Raw genomic sequence first — 18840 nt, 5'->3', positions numbered from 1 at the left:
GCCGCCCCGGCCCCCGGTTCAGCCCGTCACGTACGACACGGCGTCGACGCGGAGCACCTCACCCGCCGTCTTGACCAGCCGGAGCGTGTGCTGGCCCTTCTTGAGGCCGCTCTTCTCGAACAGCTTCTGCTGCGTGAGCCGCGCGTCGCCCTGCACGTCGACGGTGTCGACGAGCTTGCCGTCCAGGTACACCTCCATCGCGCCCTGGTCGGGCGCGACCGGACCGCGCACCGTGACGGCCGTGCCCGAGAACGTCAGCGACACGGCCGCGCCGTCGTCCTTCGTCCAGTGCACGTCGCCCTGGACGTCGCCGCGGAAGCGGAACTCCAGCGCGGTGTCGCCGTCGGCGAGCGACGCGAGGAACCCTGAGCCGAAGACGACGGCATCGCCGTCCACCGTGTAGTCGGTGCCGCTCCCCAGCGCCGCTCCGTCGCGGAACACGCCGAGCAGCTCGCCGGGATCGCGCAGCACGTGGACGGTGGCGTCCGTCGGCGCGGCGCGGTCGAAGGCGACGTGGTCGATGTCGAGCAGGCTCTCCTGCACGACGTCGAGCCGGTCGAGCAGCATGAACTGGCCCGACTTCTTCACGACGCGGATCGTGTGGCTGCCGTTCGGCAGGTCGCGCTTGCTGAAGACCACCTGCTGCGCCCCGCGGCCCTCCGCCTGATACGTGCTCACCGTGGCGGCGAGCACGCCGTCGATGTACACCTCGGCGTCGCCCTGCGACTGGTGCGTCTCGGTGATCCAGTCGATGCCGGTGCCGACGAACGAGTACTGGAACGCGCTGCCGTCGGCCTCGCCGTAGTGCACGTCGTCCTGGTAATCGCCGAGTCCGCGGCCGGTGCTGTGGCCCCAGGTGCCGCTGTAGGCGATGGCCGGGTCGGTGTCGTTGACCGCGATGACCCGCGACGAGCCGGTGGCCGGGGCGGTGCCGCCCTTCGACGAATCGAACACCGAGACGGTCAGCGACTGCGAGGCCGCGACCTGCTCCTCGCCGCCGTTGCGCGACCACGCGCCCTCGTACGTCAGCTGCGCGTCATCGTCGTTCAGCGCGACGGTCGTCCCCTTGGCGGGACTGAAGGTGAACAGCCGCGTGCCGTGGACGGGCACGTCGGTCGCGACGAACGTCCCCTCCGCCTTGCCGAGGTCCTTCTTGGCCCACAGGTCGCGCACCTTCACGGATCCCGTCAGGCCCACGTCTGCCAGCGACACCGTCATGTCGGCATCCGTCTGCCCGAGGTTGAACACCGCGACCGTGACCGACCCGTCGGGGTTGGCGGTGTACCAGGTCTGCTGCGGGGATGCCGTCGAGACGGGGTGTGCCGGGCGTCCGGCCTGGTTCACCGCGATGACCTCGGGGTTGGTCAGCAGCTGGATGCCGTAGTCGTCGAGCTGCGTCAGGTCGTTGCCGACGTACATCGGCGCGGCGGACACCGCCCACAGGGTCGCCGCGGTGCGGCGCTCGTCCTTGGTCAGGCCGTCCATCTTGCCGTTGCCGACGTTGAGCGAGTCGAAGTCGTTCCAGCCGCGGTCGGGCCCTGCGTAGCGCCACCAGTCGGCGGCACGCGGGAAGAGGCGCGCGATGTTGCTCCAGTTGGTGAGGGCCGTCTTCTCGCAGTAGCACTCGACGTCCCACTCGACGCGCCAGCCGTTCGCGTACTGCGCCCAGTAGTCGGCGTAGCGGATGTCGAGCGCCCACGACAGCTCGAACCAGATGCCGTTGCGCTCCAGCGCCTGCGACCACGCCTTGACGTCGTCGCGGGCATCGAGCGACAGGTCGCTGATCCCCGACCCCGGCGTGACGCTGTCGAACTTCAGGAAGTCGATGCCCCACTCGCCGAACATGTCGGCGATCGAGTCGACGTACTTCTGGGCGCACGGGTTCGAGAAGTCGATCCGGTAGCCGATGCCCCAGTAGTCCGCCTGCTGGACCGGCTGCTTCACGATGTCGCCGGTCGAGCAGTCGGGGGCGCCGAAGATGGGCAGATCGGCCTCGTACACCTGCGGCGAGATCCCCGGGATCGCGTACAGGCCGACCTTCTGCCCGTTGGCGTGGATGTGGTCGATCACGGCCTGCAGGCCGTCGGGGTAGAGCTTCGCGCTCGGCGTGGGCCGGCCGTACTCGTCGACGCCGTCGTTCCAGGCGGCGTCGATGTTGATGTACTCGTAGCCCGCCGACTGCAGCTTCTCATGCATGGCATCGGACTGCGCGATGATCTGGTCCGCGGTGATCCACGTGGAGCCGTTGCCCGCGTAGACCTGCATGCTGTAGCTGCTCCACCCCATGTACGGCCGCGCGCCGAGCGCGTCGTCGGGCGTCGTCGCCGCGGGAGCGACGGCGGGAGCGGGAGCGGATGCCTCGGCCCGGGGCTCCGCGGCGGCCGCGGCTCCTCCGATCCCGATGGTCGTGCCGACGGCAGCGACAGCGAGCGCCGCGAGCCACCGTCGCCCGAGGGCGTGGCGGTTCCTGGTGTTCATGGTTTCCTCTCTGCGGTGGGTTCATCGGCGAACCCCGCGCCCCATCGCGCGGTTCCCAGAAGATGTCGGAGACGTCGGTGGGCGCTATGCCACCCTCACGACGTCGAAGAGCAGCGCCTGCTGCGGGTTGAGGGTCGGCAGCGGCACGCCCGCCACCGCCAGCACGGACCCCGGCAGCTCGATGCCGCCGTCGACGGCGGGACGCATCCACTCCGGATCGGCGACCTCGTGGCGGCTCGTCGCCCCGAGTTCGGGCCGCACGCGCACGCGATAGCGGGCGGCCGGCTCGAGGCCGGGGAAGCGCACCCTGCCGCTCTGCCCGTCGGGCGACGTCGCCAGTCGTGCCCACGTGAACAGCGCACGCCCGCCGTCGGACGCCACGATGCCGGTGAGCATCGTGGCGTCGTCCGCCACATCGGCGTTGACGATGCGACCGGTGTGGATCAGCTCGCGCAGCTCGCGGTACAGCTGCGCCCACGCGGTGATCGTCTGCAGGTCGTCGGCGCCCGCGACGGTGAGGTCGGACTCGATGCCGGCGTGCGCAGTGAGGGCGACGGCGAGCCGGAACGACAGGTCGGTCTCGCGCGATGTGGTGTGCGATCGGTGGGCGCCGAGGTGCGAGCCGATGAGCTCGGGCGGCACGAGCATCCGGGTCCAGCGCTCGATGCGGGCGCGCTCGACGGGGTCGTTGCAATCCGATGCCCACACGCGGTCGGTGCGCTCGAGGATGCCGAGGTCGACGCGACCGCCGCCGCCCGAGCACGTCTCGATCTCCAGGCGGCGGTGGCGCGCGCGCAGCTCGTCGAGCAGCCGGTAGAGCGCGACCGTCTGGTCGTGCACGAGGGGCCGGTCGCCTTCGGCGCGACGGGCGACGGGTTCGACGAGATCGCGGTTGTGGTCCCACTTGAGGTAGTCGATGTCGTATTCGGCGACGAGCGCACTGATGCGCTCGAGCACGAGCGCGTACGCCTCGGGGTTGGCGATGTCGAGCACGTGCTGACTGCGCGCGGTAGGTCCGACGCCCTCGCGCGGCGCGAGCACCCACTCGGGGTGGGCGCGGGCGAGGTCGGAGTCGGGGCTGATCATCTCGGGCTCGAACCACAGCCCGAACTGCATTCCCCGGGCGCGGACGGCGTCGACGAACGGACCGAGGCCGTCGGGCCACACCTGCTCGTCGACCAGCCAGTCGCCGAGGCCCGCGTTCGCGTCGCGGCGCCCCTGGAACCAGCCGTCGTCCAGCACGATGCGCTCGACGCCCACCTGCGCGGCGCGATCGGCGATCTCGACGAGTCGATCCAGGTCGTGGTCGAAGTACACCGCCTCCCAGGTGTTGAGCACGAGGGGGCGCGGCGCCGACGGGTGGCCGGGCCGCGCGCGCAGCCTGCGGTGGAACCGGGCGGACAGCCCGTCCAAGCCCTCGTCCGACCACGTGAACAGCACGGTCGGAGCCTCGTACCGTTCGCCGGGCCGCAGCACGATCTCGCCCGAGCGCAGGAGCTCCCCCGCGCCGATGACCCGTGACAGCGCGCCTGCGCCCTCGGGCAGCCGCTCGGCGAGGTATTCGCCGTCGCCGCTCCACGCCAGATGCACGCCCCACACCTCGCCGTGCCCGAAGCCGAACGCCGGCGTGCCGGCGACGAGGAGGAACGGGGTGTCGTGCCCGGGCTTGCCCCGCCGTGCCCGGCGTGAGTGGGTGCCGAAGGCGAACGGCAGACGCTGCGGCGAGCGTTCACGGCACCATTTGCCCGTGAAGTCGAGCAGTTCGCCCGCACGGTCGGGCAGGGGGACGAGGGCGCGCAGCCCGTCGACCAGGTACGCGGATGCGGCCTCCGCGGGATTCTCGATCGACAGGTCGACCGACAGCACGCCGGCGGAGTCCATCCCGTACTCCAGGCGCGCCCGCGTGCCGGCGACGGCGTCGTCGAAGCGGAGCGTGATGCGACCGCCGCCGTCACTGCCGTGGAGGACGTCGGCCTCCACGAGGCACGGACGCGGAGTCGTCGCGGTGCCGCCGCGGTGACCGGCCTGCGCGGGGGTGCCCGCCCAGCCGTCCTGCTCGGTGGGCCACACCGAGAAGACCCGCGGCACGTCCGGCGAGTTGTTGAGCACCGCCGGCACCGCGGTCGCGCGCAGCGCCTCGGCCGTGTCGACGCCGACATCTCCCAGGTCCGCGCCCCAATGCAGGATGCGCGGATGCGCTCCCGCCAGGTCGACGACCAGCGCGACGCCCGCGGCCCGCAAGGTATGGACGGCACCCTCACCGTTGACCATTCGAACTCCTCCGACGAGTTTCTTGACATCGGTAATTAATCATGTTTACGCTGGCGTCGCAAGCAAAGATCCGAGGTCTGCGGGCGAAGACGCCCGGCACCCGCGATCTCCGGGGCCGAGACCTTGAGGACCGAGATGAGCGACACCCTGCGACTGTCGTGGACCGCCCCCGCCGATCGGTGGGAGGCCGCAGCCCCGCTGGGCAACGGGCGGATCGGCGCGATGGCGTTCGGCGGTGCGACGGGGCGCTACGCGCTCAACGACGCCACCGTGTGGTCGGGCACGCCCGACGGGCCCGCGGCGGCCCTGCGCGACGTGATCGCCGGTGGCGCCGGACCCGAGCGGCTGGCCGAGGTGCGCTCCGCCCTCGCCGCCGGCGACGTCCGCCGAGCCGAGCACCTGCTGATGTCGTTCGAGGGGCCGTACTCCCAGGAGTACCTGCCGCTGGGCGACCTCGCGGTCGAGATCGAGGGCGCCCGCCCCTTCGGCCCGGCACGCGTGCTCGACCTCGACGAGGCGGTCCTCACCGAGACGCTGGTCGTCGACGGCGGCACCGTCGTCCGCCGCTCGTGGGTGTCGGCGCCCGCCCAGGCGCTGATCGTCGAGGTGACCGCCGATGTCGCGTTCACGGCATCCCTCTCCCTCTCTTCCCCGCTTCGCGCCGCGCCGCACGGTCTGGGTCTCGACGTCGAGATCCCCGTCGACGGCGCACCGCTGCACGAGACCTCCGTCGAACCGCCGCTGCGGTACGCCGGGGCCGGTGACGACGTCGACGCCTTCGCAGCCGTCGCCGTCGCGCTGGACACCGACGGTTCCGTGGACGCTGCGCCTGCACGCGCGACCGTCCACGGGGCTCACCGGCTGCTGGTCGCCCTCTCCACTTCGTCCCGCGCCGAGTTTTGGTGGGCCGACGCGGACGGGGAGTGGCGGATCGCCTCCCGTGAGGCGATCCGGGACCGCGCCAGGCAGCGCGTGGATGCCGCGGCTCGCCGCGCTCCGTCCGCGCTGTTCGACGAGCATGTCGCCGATCGCCGGCGGCACGCTCGGGCGCGGTTCGCGATCGGCGGTCGCCGGGAAGGCGTCTGGGACGTCGACCGCGACATCCTGCACGGCGCCGACGCGCAGCTGCGGGCGACGGTGATCGCCGAGTACGGCGCGTACCTGCTCGCGTCGTCGTCCCGTGCCGGCGGCCCGCCGGCGAACCTGCAGGGGATCTGGAACGACCAGCTGCGTCCTGCCTGGTCGTCGAACTACACGATCAACATCAACACCCAGATGAACTACTGGGCGGCACCCGTCCTGGGCCTCGACGATGCGTTCGAGCCCCTGCTCGCGCTCGTCGAGCGCCTGTCGCGCACCGGCGCCGCCGTCGCCCGCGAGCTGTACGGCGCGCGGGGGTGGGTGGCGCACCACAACTCCGACCTCTGGGGCTGGAGCCTTCCCGTCGGCGGCGGCCACGGCGCCCCGAGCTGGGCCATCTGGATGATGGGCGGCGTGTGGCTGACGCACAACCTGTGGGACGCGTACGAGTTCGGCGGCGACGTCGACCTGCTCCGCTCGCGCATCTGGCCGGTCATGCGCGGCGCCGTCGAGTTCTGCCTCGACTGGCTCGTCCCGGGTCCGGACGGCACCCTGCAGACGTCGCCATCCACCTCTCCCGAGAACTCGTTCGTGGCCGCCGACGGCCAGAACACGGCACTCGGCCTGACGGCGGCATCCGATCTCTTCCTCATCCGCGCCCTGTTCGAGCGGGCATCGGCCGCGATCGCGGTGCTCGGCGCCGACGACCCGCTGACCGACGAGATCGATCGCGCGCTCGCGGCCCTCGCACCGGTCGGCATCGGCGCCGACGGACGGCTCATGGAGTGGTCGGCCGAGGTCGTCGAGGCCGAGCCGCTGCACCGTCACCTGTCGCCGCTCATCGGCATCCACCCGCTCGACGTGCTCACGCGCGAGCGCGACCCTGAGCTGTTCGAGGCCGGAGTGCGGCTGCTCGACGCCCGGGGCCCGGGTGCGATGGGCTGGTCGTGGGCGTGGAAGATCGCCATGCGGGCACGCATCCGGGACGGCGAGGCCGCCGCGGCGCTGCTCGACGAGGCGCTCACACCGTTCGAGGGCGACGCGACCCGCCACGGCCCCGTCGACGGGTCGGAGTGGGGCGGACTGCTGCCCAACCTCTTCAGCACCCACCCGCCGTTCCAGATCGACGGCAACCTGGGCTTCCCCGCCGGCATCGCCGAGCTGCTCGTGCAGAGCCACGGCGGCCTCGTCCGGCTTCTGCCCGCGCTGCCGACCGCCTGGACGGACGGCGACGCGCAGGGTCTGGGCGCGCGCACGGGCCTCACGGTCGACCTCACGTGGCGCGGCGGCGCACTCACGTCCGCGACGGTGCGCAGCATCCGCGGCGACGAGCGCGACGTCACCGTCGCCTACCGCGATCGGCGCGTCGAGCTGCGCGTCCCGGCGGGCGGCGCCGTCGAGGTGCCCCTGGACCGACTCGTGGATGCCGCCGCCCTGGCGATCGGAGCACGCGATGCGCGGTGAGCTCACGCTCGTCGACGAGCCGACCACGCAGTCCGACCCCTCCGACTTCGACGCGTTCTGGGCAGAGACCCTCGCCGAGACCCGACGGCACCCCCTCGACGTCACGATCGCGCCGAGGCCGACGCGCCTGGCAGTGATCGACGTGTTCGATGTGACCTTCCGCGGCTTCGGCGGCACTCCGATCCACGCATGGCTGCGGGTTCCGCGCGGCGCAGGCGGTCCCCTGCCGGGGCTCGTCCAGTTCTTCGGATACGGCAACGGGCGCGGCCACGCGCTGCGCGACCTGCGGTGGGCCGCCGCCGGCTACGCCCATCTGGTGGTGGATGCCCGCGGCCAGGGACACGGCGACACCGACGACGACCATGCCGACGGCGGCCCGTCGGCCGGGGGCTTCCTCACCCGCGGCATCCGCTCACCGCACGAGTACTACTACCGGCGCGTGTACGCCGACGCCGTGCGCGCGGTGGACGCGCTGCGCTCGATCGACCTGGTCGACCCCGCGCGCGTCGGGGCCGTCGGCGCGAGCCAGGGCGGCGGGATCGCGCTGGCGCTCGCCGGGCTCGTGCCCGATCTCGCCGTCGCGATCGTGCAGGCGCCGTTCCTGTGCGAGCTCGACCGCGCGGCCGACCTGAGCGACGAGCATCCCTACGCGCTGCTCACCCAGTACTTCGCCGACCGCCGGCTCGACACCGCCGCGGCGCTCGACACGCTCCGCTACTTCGACGGGGTCAACCACGCCAAGCGCGCGAACGCACCGGCGCTGCTGAGCACGGGACTGCGGGACGGCATCGCCCCGCCCGGGACGGTCCTCCCCGCCTTCACCGCCTACGCCGGGCCGAAGCAGATCGTGCTGTGGCCCTACAACGGCCATGAGGCGGGCGGCGATCTGGATGAAGAGAACGCGCTCGAGTTCGCCGCCACGCACCTGGCCGCGCCCTGACGCCCGCCGTCCGCGCAGATTCGCTACCGTAACCACAACGACCGAGGGAACCGATGGACCACGACACCGCCGCGCGCACGACGCTCATCCGCACGGCGTCCGAGGCCGGATCGAGGGTGTTCGCCACGATCCTGACGCGCAGCCCGATCAGCCGCATCGACATCGCCCGCCAGACCGGCCTGTCGCAGGCGGCCGTCACCAAGGCCGTCTCGCCCCTCGTGGCCGCCGGCCTCGTCGACGCCCCGCCCGCCACGCAGCGCGACGGCAATCCGGGGCGCCCCGCCGCGCCCGTGTCGATCGTGCCCGACGCCATGGTCATGCTCGGCGTCAAGGTCAACGTCGACGAGGTGATCGGCGTGGCGACCGACCTCGCCACCAACGTGCTCGTGAGCGAGAGCCGGCCGCTCGCGGCGCACGACCCGGGCGCCGCCACGGACGCGATCGCCGCCGTCGTCTCGGCGCTCGAAGAGGCGCTGGGCGACAAGACCGACGCCATCGCCGGCATCGGGGTCTCGGTGTCGGGCGACGTCGACACGTCCTCGGGCGTCGTGCGCGAGTCCGCCATCATGGGCTGGAGCGACGAGCCGTTCGGCGCCGACCTGCAGGAGCGGCTCGGCCGGCCGGTGACGCTCGAGAACGACGTGCACGCGCTGACGGTCGGCGAGCACTGGTTCGGCGTGGGGCTCGGCACGGAATCGTTCGCCATCGTCACGATCGGCCGCGGCATCGGCAGCGGGCTGCACCTCAACGGCCAGGTGGTCACGGGCGCGTACGGGGTCTCGGGCGAGATCGGCCACCTCCCTCTGGCCGACCCTTCGCGCATCTGCCCGTGCGGACGCCGGGGCTGCGTCGAGGCCGTCGCGTCGACGCCCGCCATCGAGGCGTCGCTGTCGGCGGCGCTCGGACGCGATGTCGGCATCGACGAGGCCGTGCAGCTCGCCCACGCCGGCGACGCGGCCGCCGACGCCGCCTTCCGGGAGGCCGCCGCGCTGGTGGGGACCGCGATCGCGACCCTGGTCAACCTGACCGGTCCGGAACTCGTCATCATCGGCGGTGAGGGCGTCGCGGACTTCGACCTCTACGACGCGACGCTGCGGGACGCGTTCGCCGCCCACGCCTTCGGGGCCGCCGCCCGATGCCGCATCGTGGTGCGGCCGCACACCTTCCAGGACTGGGCACGCGGCGCCGCCGCGGCCGCCATCCAGTCGCTCGTCCGCTGACGCCGCGCCGCGGCATCCATTCCGGTTCCGGAGGAGCCATGTCCGTCATCACGCACGCCCGAGCCATGCTCGTCGACATCCCCGTCGAGACCGTCCGCACCGACGCTGTGCAGTCGTTCGTGAAGCAGGAGACGATCGTCGTCGACCTCGAGACCTCCGACGGCACACCCGGCCGCGGGTACGCGTACACGATCGGCACGGGCGGGAGGGCGGTGCTGTCCATGCTGCGGGACCACCTGCTCCCCGCGGTCGTCGGGCAGGATGTGCGGCGTCCCGAGGCGGTGTGGCGCCACTTGTTCACCCAGACGCGCGCGACCACCGTCGGCGCGATCACGTCGCTGGCGCTCGCGGCGATCGACACGGCCGTATGGGACGCCCGCTGCCGTCGCGACGCCGAGCCGCTGTGGCGCGCCGCCGGCGGCGCGAAGCCGGAGGTGCCCCTGTACGACACCGAGGGCGGCTGGCTGCACATCGACACCGAGACCCTCGTCGCCAACACGCTGGCGGCGCGCGACGGCGGCTGGCACGGGTCGAAGCTCAAGGTGGGCTCGCCCGACCCGCGGCGGGACGTCGACCGCCTCGCCGCCGTGCGTGAGGCCGTCGGCCCCGGGTACCGGCTCATGGTCGACGCCAATCAGGGCCTCACCCTCGCCGACGCCCGCGCGCTGGCCCGGGCGATCGAGCCGTCGGGCATCTCGTGGCTCGAGGAGCCCCTGCCCGCCGACGACGTCTCGGCGCACGCGAAGCTCGTCGAATCGACGTCCATCCCCATCGCGGTGGGGGAGTCGCTGTACTCCGTCGGCCAGTTCAAGGAGTACCTCGCGAGGGATGCCGCCACCATCGTGCAGCCCGACGTCGCACGCGTCGGCGGCATCACGCCGTGGCTGAAGATCGCGCACCTGGCCGAGGCGTTCAACGTCCCCGTATGCCCGCACTTCCTCATGGAGCTGCACGTGAGCCTCGTCGCCGCCGTGCCCAACGGCCGCATCGTCGAGTACATCCCGCAGCTGCGCGCGGTCACGACCGCCGACCTGCTCGTCACCGAGGGTCGCGTCACCGCCCCGGACGCCCCCGGACTCGGCATCGCGTGGGACGACGACGCGCTGGAGAACCTGCGGGTGAGCTGACGCGTGGATGCCGTCGGCCCGGGGCGCGGCATCCACCTCACGCATAGGCGGCGCTCCGTGAGCGTTCAGGGCGCCTCCCTACCCTCGGGACCATGCCTGATTCGTCGCGCCCGAAAAGAGGGATCCTCACCGGACTCGCCGGATTGGTGGGACTCAGCGCCGTCACCGGCGTGCTGATCGCCGCGACGGTCACGCCGGCCGTCGCCCTCACCAGCAGCGCGGCCGGCGGCGCGCTCACGCTGTTCGACGACCTGCCGAGCACGCTCGAGATCGACCAGCCCATGCTGCCGAGCAACTTCTACGCCAACGATCCCGACACCGGGCAGCCGGTGCTGCTCGCGAAGTTCCTCGAGCAGGATCGCACGCCCGTCGCGTACGACCAGGTCGCCTCGGTGATGTACGACGCGATCCTCTCCAGCGAGGACCCTCGGTACTACGACCACGGCGGCGTCGACGTCATCGGCACCACCCGCGCGGTGCTCTCGAACCTGGCGGGCGGGGGCGAGACGCAGGGCGGCTCGACCATCAGCCAGCAGTACGTCAAGAACGTCCTGGTGCAGCAGTGCGAGGCCACCGCCAAGACCTCCGACGAGAAGTACGCGTGCTGGTCGGAGGCGACGACCTCCAGTGGCGCCGAGGGCGTCGAGCGCAAGCTGCAGGAGATGCGGTACGCGATCGCGCTGGAGCAGAAGTACTCGAAGGACGAGATCCTCCTCGGCTACCTCAACATCGCGAACTTCGGCGGCACCACCTACGGCATCGAGTCGGCCGCCCGCTACTACTTCGGCACGTCGGCGGCGAACCTCACGCTCGGCCAGGCGGCGACGCTCGCCGGCATGGTGCAGAACCCCAACAGCTACCGCATCGACCGCACCGACGGCTCGATCACCGCCTCCGACGGGACGAAGCTGAACAAGGCGCCCGACGGCTCCGTCGGCGACGTGCAGGGCAACGAACTGGCGGCGCTCGACTCGCTGCTGAAGGACGGCACGATCACGCAGGAGCAGTACCTCGCCGCCGCGGACGGCTACACGGCCACCAAGGGCCGCCAGCTGTATGTGCTCAGCCGCCTGCTCGACGACGAGAAGATCACGCGCGACCAGTACGTCGCGGCCGCGATCGAGCCGATCACGCCGACGATCACGCCCACCGTGACCGGTTGCGCCGCCGCCGGCGGCGCCGCCTACTTCTGCCAGTACGTCAAGGACACGATCCTGGGCGACCCGGCGTTCGGCGACACCCGCGAGGAGCGGCTGCTGACCCTCCAGCGGGGCGGCCTGAACGTGTACACGACGCTCGACTCGCGTGTGCAGTCCGCCGCCGAGCAGGCGATGACGACGTACGCGCCGGCCTCGGCCGACATGCCGACGGCGAAGGATGCCGCGACCGGCCGGTTCGGATCGACCACGGTGAGCATCGAGGCATCGACCGGCCGCATCCTGGCGATCGCGCAGAACACGACGTTCAGCGAGGACGCCGCGCACGACGGAGACCCCGCGTACTCGTCGCTGGTGTTCGCCGGCGACCTGGCGACCGGCGGATCGACCGGCTTCAACGCGGGGTCGACGTTCAAGCTGTTCACGCTGCTCGACTGGCTCGAGCAGGGCCACTCCGTCAACGAGTCGCTCGACGGACGGCTGCGGGTCTTCGACCACCTCACCAACTCGTGCGAGGGCGATTGGACGAACACGTCGAACACGCTCGTCAACAACTTCGGCAAGGCCGCGGGCAAGGTCGGCACCCCGCTGCAGTTCACCGCGAGCTCGCTCAACACCGGCTACTTCGCCATGGCGGAGAAGCTCGATCTGTGCGACATCGAGAAGGTCGCGAGCCGCCTCGGCGTCACGCAGGCGAACGGCGATGCCATCACGATGAAGAACCTCAACTCGATCATCGGCACCGCCGCCGTCTCGCCCATCGCCATGGCCGCCGCGTACGCGACGGTCGCGAACGGGGGGACGTATTGCGAGCCGACGCCGATCGACCGCGTGACGGACGCCGACGGCAACGAGGTCGAGGGGCTGAAGAACGCCTGCACCGCGGCCCTCGACCCCGGGATCGCGGCGACGGCCGCCTACGCGCTCCAGGGCGTGATGGCCTCGGGCGGCAGCGGCTCGCAGGGGAACGCCTGGGACGGCACGCCCGTGCTCGGAAAGACCGGCACCCACGAGGCGTGGCAGACGTGGCTCATCGAGTCGAGCACCAAGGTGACGACGGCCACGTGGGCGGGCAACGCCGAAGGGTCCGGCGACCTGTTCAACACCTGGCACGACGGCACGCGGCTGTCCGACATCCGCTACCGCATCGGAAAGGCCGTGCAGACGGCGGCGAACGCCGCGTACGGCGGCGACGCGTTCCCCACGCCCGACCCGGGCCTCGTCAAGACGGCACAGGTCACCCTTCCCGACGTCACCGGTCTCAGCGTCGCCGTCGCCCAGAGCAAGCTCGAGGCCGCGGGCTTCATCGTGAAGGTCGGAGACGCCGTCGACGCGGACGTCGCCGCAGGGCTCGTCGCGACGCAGGACCCGGGTGCGGGCCGCGTGGCCGCGGGCGCGACGATCACGCTCCGCCCGAGCACCGGCACGTCGCCCTCGACGCCGGGTGAAGACAAGGGCGACGGCAACGGCGGCGCAGGCGACACCGGTGGCGTCGGTGGCGGCGACGGCAACGGCAATGGGGCGGGCACCGGGGGGAACGGCGGAACCGGCGGCTGACAACGCAGGACGAGTGGATGCCGCGGGCTGCGGCATCCACTCGTCCCGGGTTGTGGCGACTACTTCAGGGCGTCGTAGAGGTCCTGCTCCATCTGCAGGTACTGGGACAGCCCCAGACCCTCGAGGTCGCTCAGGTACGCCTGCCAGGCGCCGTCGTCGTCGATGTCGCGCTGACCGGTGACGAACTCGGCCTGCGCCTGCGTGACGTAGTTCGCGATGTTCGTCTGCAGGTCGGCGAGGTCTGCGGACGTCTCGTCGTTCGGCCACAGCTTCTCGGCCGGGAACAGGATGCTCTCGTCGGGCTGGTACGGGTCGTACTCCTGCGTCGCGATCAGCAGACGCCGCTCGTACCCGTCGGGCGAGTAGACGTCCTCGGGGACGACCTGCGAGTTGCGGTACTCCAGCGAGTCCCAGTACTGCGCCATCGAGCGCCAGGCCGCGTTGGACGTCTCGTCGTACGTGAGCGGCTTGAACGTCGGGTCGAGCTCCGGGTCGAGGGCGACGTCGCCCGGCTCCGCCGGCACCCACGCCTCACCTTCGGGCCCCATCGCGCCGCGCTTGTCGCCGTCGTCGGTGACGAGATAGTCGATGAGCTTGATCGCCTTGATGCGCTCGTCCTCGGTCGACTTGTTGGTGAGCGCGAACATGCCCAGCGGGTTCACCGGCGAGCGCCACGTGGCCGTCTGCGTGCCGTCCGGGCCGGCGACCGGCGCGACCGCGTCGTAGTTCTTGTCGCGGCCGTCCGGCGAGTCCGCCGTGACGAAGTCGTACGGGTGCAGGTCGACGGCCGATCCGAGGATCTCGGTCCCGGCGTTGTCGCCCAGCGCCTTGAGGGCGTCACCGTTCTGCGTGAACGCCGCGGTGTCGAGCAGCCCCTCCTCGGCGAGCGAGTTGATGTACTGCAGGCCGGCGCGCCACTTGTCAGACGCCGCAGCCATGGTGACCTCGCCGTCCTCCATCACCATCGGCGGCGGGGTCCCCGGCGCCGTGTACGGCGCGTACGTGAACGCCCCCATGAGGTAGTTGACGATCGGCTGCGTGGCCGAGCCGCTCAGCGGCACCTCGTCGGCGATCCCGTTGCCGTTGGGGTCGTCGTCCTTGAACGCGCGCAGCACGGCGCGCAGCTCCTCGGTCGTGGTGGGCTGCTCCAGGCCGAGGTTCTTCAGCCACGTCGTGTTCATCCACAGCTTCGACGGGAAGCTGCAGTGGTAGCACTCGCTCCACTGCGTGATCGCGTAGATGTGCCCGTCGGGAGCCGTGACCGACTCCTTCCAGTCCGGCTTCTCTTCGAAGCGCTCCTTGAGCGTGGGCGCGTATTCGTCGATCAGGTCCTCCAACGGCACGAGCACGCCCTGCTTGCCGTACTTGAGGATCTCGCTGCGCGAGAAGGCGTCGACCCACGGCACGAGGAAGTAGGCGTCGGGGTAGTCGCCGCTCGCCAGCGACACCTGCCGCTTCTCGCCCGCGACGCTGCCGTCGTAGGTCGTGGTCTGCCAGTCGAAGTCGATGTCGAACTTCTTCTCGACCTCTTCGGTGAACGAGTTGTCCTTCAAGGTGCCGTTGTCGCCCTGCGGGCCGAACGCGACGAGCTTGCCGTTGTCGTCGTCGCCCGCGGGGGCGCACGCCGCCATCGCGATCGTCATCGCCACGACAGCACCGACGGCGGCGACGCCTCGGATCATGCTGTGTTTCATTGCCGGAATCTCCTTTGCCCGGGTCATTGGTGTGGTGGTGGGTCTGTGGGTGGGACGGGTCAGCCCTTGACGGCGCCGACCATGATCCCCTTGTTGAAGTACTTCGCGACGAACGGGTAGACGACGAGCATCGGCACGGTGGCGATGACCACGGTCGAGTACCGCAGCAGGTCGGCGAGCTCGCGCCGGCGCAGCTGCTCGGCGACGTTCCCGCCCCCGCCGCTGTCGTTGAGGACGAGCAGGCCGCGCAGCACGAGCTGGAGGGGCTGCAGGTCGGCGTTGCGCAGGTAGAGCAGGGCGTCGAAGTACGAGTTCCACTGCATGATCGCGTACATCAGCGCGATCACGGCGATCAGCGGCTTGGCCAGCGGCAGCACGATGGTCCACAGGATCCGCAGCTCGCTCGCGCCGTCCAGCTGCGCCGCCTCGTAGACCTCGTCGGGAATCGACGAGCGGAAGAACACCATCGCGATGATGACCTGCCACACGCCGATCGCGTTGGGCAGCAGCATCGACCAGCGGGTGTCGAGCAGACCGAGGGACTGCACCACGAGGTACATGGGGATCACGCCGCCGCTGAAGAGCATCGTGAACACGACGGCGCCGGTGAGCACCTTGCGGCCGAAGAGGTTCTGCCGCGACAGGGGGTAGGCGATGGCGACGGTGCCGGCGACGCTGATCACCGTGCCGACGACGGTGTAGAAGACCGAGTTGGCGAAGCCCCGGACGATCGCCGGATTGCCGAGGGCCTCGGTGTATCCGCGGAACGTGATGTCGATGGGCCAGAAGAGAACCTGACCGGACGACACCGCGTGCGGGCTCGACAGCGAGCTCGCGACGATGTTGAGCAGCGGAAGCAGCACGACCAGCAGGAACACGGTCAGCAGCACGTAGGCCACCGTCACGAAGGCGCGGTCGGCGCGGGTCTCTTTGATCTTCACGCCTCGCGGGGCGCGTCGGCCGCGGCCGCGCGCACCGGACAGCGAGGACGCGGCGGCGGCACCGACGGCCGCCTCTTCGACGAGCTCGGCCTGCTTGCTGATGACGCTGCTCACCACAGCCCGCTTCCTGTGACCCGCTTGGACACGGTGTTGACGACGAGCAGCAGCACGAGGCTGATCACGGCGTTGAAGAGCCCGATCGTCGCCCCGAGGCTGAAGTTGGCGTTGAGGATGCCCGTCTTGTAGACGTACGTGGGGATGATCTCGGACGTCGAGAGGTTGAGGGCGTTCTGGAACAGGAACGCCTTCTCGAAGCCGATGGCCATGATGTTGCCGACGCCGAGGATGAGGATGATCGTCGCCGTCGGCATGAGCGCCGGCAGGTCGACGTGGCGGATCTTCTGCAGGCGCGATGCCCCGTCGATCTTCGCCGCCTCGTACAGCGACACGTCGACCGACGCGAGCGCCGCGAGGTAGATCACCGCCGAGTAGCCGGTGGTCGTCCACAGGTCGGTCGCGACGTAGATGTGCCGGAAGAAGTCGGCGTCGGCCAGCAGGTCCACCTGTCCGGCGCCGAAGAAGCTGAAGGTGCGGCCGAGCAGTCCCACGCGGGGCGAGAGCAGCAGGATCGTCATCGACACGATCACGACGGTCGAGATGAAGTAGGGCGCGTACGTCACCAGCTGCACGGTGCGCGTGAAGAATCGCAGCCGCACCTCGTTGAGCGCGAGGGCCAGCACGATGGGCAGCGGCAGGCTCGCGATCAGCGTGTACGCGGCGAGGATGAACGTGTTGGCGACCAGGCGAGGGAACACCGGGTTGCGGAACAGCCGCTCGAAGTTGTCGAACCCGACCCACGGGCTCCCCCACACTCCGTCGATCGGGTTGTAGTTCTTGAACGCGATCACCGCGTTGGCCATCGGCACGTACCGGAACACGATGAACCACACGATGGGCAGCAGCAGGAGCAGGTACAGCTGCCAGTAGCGCCGCAGGCTGCGGGTGAATCTGCTGCGATTCGTCACGCGCCTCGGCTGCTCGATCACCGCCTCGACGGGCGGCGCCGGCTCGACACTGAGCGTCATCTCGATCCTCCGGGAGTTACTTTACGCCGTAATATTATGTTGTCGATCTCGATTCCGCTACCGAATGATCCGATGTTTTTTGCGGACACCGTTCCCGGACGCCGGTGAGGAGGCGCAGCGTGACCGCTCTCATCGACGTGCGCGATCTCGGCTGGCGGCCGGGCGCGCCCGACGCAGGTGAAGCCCTCCAGGGCGCGATCGGCGCCGCGCGCACAGCGGGCCCCGGCGCCCGATTGCTGCTGCCGCCGGGGGATTTCCACGTGTGGCCCGAGACGTCGATCCACCGTGAGCTGTTCGTCTCGAACACCGTCGGCATCGATCCCCGCTACACGACGAAGTCGATCGGGATGCTGCTCGACGACGTGCGGGATCTCACCGTCATCGCCGCCGGCGCACGGCTCGTCGTGCACGGCCGGCAGACCGCACTGGCCGTCGTGGACGGCCGCGGCGTCACGGTGGAGGGGCTCGAGGTGGACTGGGCGGTGCCCACCGTGATCGATGTGACGGTCGCCGACACCGGTGTCGACGCGGACGGCGCCTGGCGCGTGCTCACCGTGCCGCAGCAGAACGACTTCACGATCGACGGCACCGACGTCGTGTGGCTCTCCGAACTCTCGCCCTACGCGGGGGTGCGGTACTGGTCCGGCCGCAACGCACTCGCCTACAGCCAGGTCTGCGATCCGGCCACGGGCCGCGTGCGGCGCGAGCCGTGCCCGCTCTTCGACGAGGTCGTCGACGTGGTGCGCCTGGATGCCTGGACCCTGCGGATCTCGTACGCGACGGCATCCTCCCCCGGCGACCGCGGCCTGGTCTACCAGCTGCGCGAGACCGATCGGGACCACCCCGGCATGCTCGTGCTCGACTCCGCCGACGTGGCGCTGCGCCGCCTGCGGGTGGACTTCCTGCACGGATTCGGGCTGCTGGCGCAGAACAGCGCGGACGTCACGCTGGACGGCGTGGTCTTCCGCGCGCCCGAAGGCACCGGCCGCGTGACCGCCGGGTTCGCGGACTTCGTGCAGTGCTCAGGCGTGCGTGGACGCGTCGACATCCGCGGCTGCGAGTTCGACGGACCGCACGACGATCCCGTCAACGTGCACGGAACCTACCTCGCGGTCACCGAGGCGGAGCCCACGCGCCTGACGCTGGAGTACCGCCACAGTGAGACCGCGGGATTCGCCGCTTTCGGCGACGGCGATGTGATCGAGCTCGTCGACCGGCGCACGCTGCAGCCGGTGCACACCACGTCCGTCCACGACGTCACCGGCCCCACCGGGCGCGACCTCGCGTCGGCCTCTGCGCCGACCCGCGTGGGCCTCGCCGATCCGCTGCCGCCCGAGGTGCACGCGGCTGCGCGCGAGGGCATGCTCGCCGCCGAGAACGTCACGCGCACGCCCGAGGTGTCGATCACCGGGTGCACGTTCCGGCGCGTCCCGACGCGCGCGATCCTGGTCACCACACGGCGGCCGGTGCGCATCGAGGGGTGCCGTTTCGAGAGCATCGCGATGCCCTGCATCCAGATCGCCGCCGACGCGTCGGACTGGTGGGAGTCCGGTCCGGTGACCGACGTGACGATCGTCGGCAACACGTTCCGCGACGTCACGGCGGGCGTGCTCGAGGTGGCTCCCGGCATCGCGGCGGGCAGCGCCCCGGTCCACGGCACGGTGCGGTTCGAAGACAACGACGTCGAGCTCACCGACCCGCTCCTGGCCGACCTGCGCGGCCTGCGCACGTTCGTCGCGCGCGCCAACCATGTGCACGGCCCCGGCGGCGACCGGCCCGTCATCCGCGTGGATGCCGCCGTCCGAGACCGGGGATCCTGTCGCTGA

At 70.9% G+C, this 18840-nt stretch carries 11 protein-coding genes; 6 read left to right on the top strand and 5 right to left on the bottom strand.

Annotation, left to right across the window (positions count from 1 at the left end; translation table 11 throughout):
* Positions 1-18: 18 nt before the first annotated feature.
* A complete protein-coding gene (locus FB391_RS00645; protein ID WP_141892387.1) occupies positions 19-2478 on the bottom strand; it encodes a X2-like carbohydrate binding domain-containing protein in 2460 nt (819 codons plus the stop codon).
* Positions 2479-2562: 84 nt separating this feature from the next.
* Positions 2563-4749 (bottom strand): alpha-galactosidase, encoded by a 2187-nt coding sequence (locus tag FB391_RS00640; protein ID WP_141892386.1) that lies wholly within the window; start codon positions 4747-4749, stop codon positions 2563-2565.
* Between the two features lie 135 nt (positions 4750-4884).
* On the opposite strand from FB391_RS00640, the gene FB391_RS00635 reads away from it, so the two are divergent.
* From FB391_RS00635 to FB391_RS00615, 5 genes are all read left to right on the top strand, one after another.
* Positions 4885-7293: a glycosyl hydrolase family 95 catalytic domain-containing protein gene (locus FB391_RS00635; protein WP_141892385.1), complete on the top strand. Its 2409-nt coding sequence runs from the start codon at positions 4885-4887 to the stop codon at positions 7291-7293.
* Complete coding sequence (locus FB391_RS00630) at positions 7283-8233, top strand: acetylxylan esterase (RefSeq protein WP_141892384.1); 951 nt, start codon at positions 7283-7285, stop codon at positions 8231-8233. The genes FB391_RS00635 and FB391_RS00630 overlap by 11 nt, the downstream gene beginning before the upstream one ends.
* Positions 8234-8286: 53 nt before the next feature.
* The gene (locus tag FB391_RS00625) at positions 8287-9453 is read left to right on the top strand and encodes an ROK family transcriptional regulator (RefSeq protein ID WP_141892383.1); all 1167 of its coding nucleotides are present in this window, start codon (positions 8287-8289) and stop codon (positions 9451-9453) included.
* Between the two features lie 38 nt (positions 9454-9491).
* A complete protein-coding gene (locus tag FB391_RS00620; protein WP_141892382.1) occupies positions 9492-10580 on the top strand; it encodes a mandelate racemase/muconate lactonizing enzyme family protein in 1089 nt (362 codons plus the stop codon).
* 92 nt (positions 10581-10672) lie between these two features.
* Positions 10673-13294, top strand: a complete 2622-nt coding sequence (locus tag FB391_RS00615; RefSeq protein ID WP_141892381.1) for a penicillin-binding protein — start codon at positions 10673-10675, stop codon at positions 13292-13294.
* 59 nt (positions 13295-13353) lie between these two features.
* Here the strand turns inward: FB391_RS00615 and FB391_RS00610 are convergent, their stop codons facing one another.
* From FB391_RS00610 to FB391_RS00600, 3 genes are all read right to left on the bottom strand, one after another.
* Positions 13354-14976: a type 2 periplasmic-binding domain-containing protein gene (locus FB391_RS00610; protein ID WP_185842873.1), complete on the bottom strand. Its 1623-nt coding sequence runs from the start codon at positions 14974-14976 to the stop codon at positions 13354-13356.
* Between the two features lie 71 nt (positions 14977-15047).
* A complete protein-coding gene (locus FB391_RS00605; RefSeq protein WP_246093303.1) occupies positions 15048-16043 on the bottom strand; it encodes a carbohydrate ABC transporter permease in 996 nt (331 codons plus the stop codon).
* The gene (locus tag FB391_RS00600; protein WP_185842872.1) at positions 16040-17014 is read right to left on the bottom strand and encodes an ABC transporter permease; all 975 of its coding nucleotides are present in this window, start codon (positions 17012-17014) and stop codon (positions 16040-16042) included. Before FB391_RS00600 ends, FB391_RS00605 begins: the two co-directional genes overlap by 4 nt.
* Before the next feature lie 119 nt (positions 17015-17133).
* Here FB391_RS00600 and FB391_RS00595 point away from each other — a divergent pair, with 119 nt between their 5' ends.
* Positions 17134-18840: a right-handed parallel beta-helix repeat-containing protein gene (locus tag FB391_RS00595; protein ID WP_141892379.1), complete on the top strand. Its 1707-nt coding sequence runs from the start codon at positions 17134-17136 to the stop codon at positions 18838-18840.

Source organism: Microbacterium kyungheense (assembly GCF_006783905.1).
Classification (GTDB): domain Bacteria; phylum Actinomycetota; class Actinomycetes; order Actinomycetales; family Microbacteriaceae; genus Microbacterium; species Microbacterium kyungheense.
This window is presented reverse-complemented; position numbering and strand designations above follow the sequence as displayed.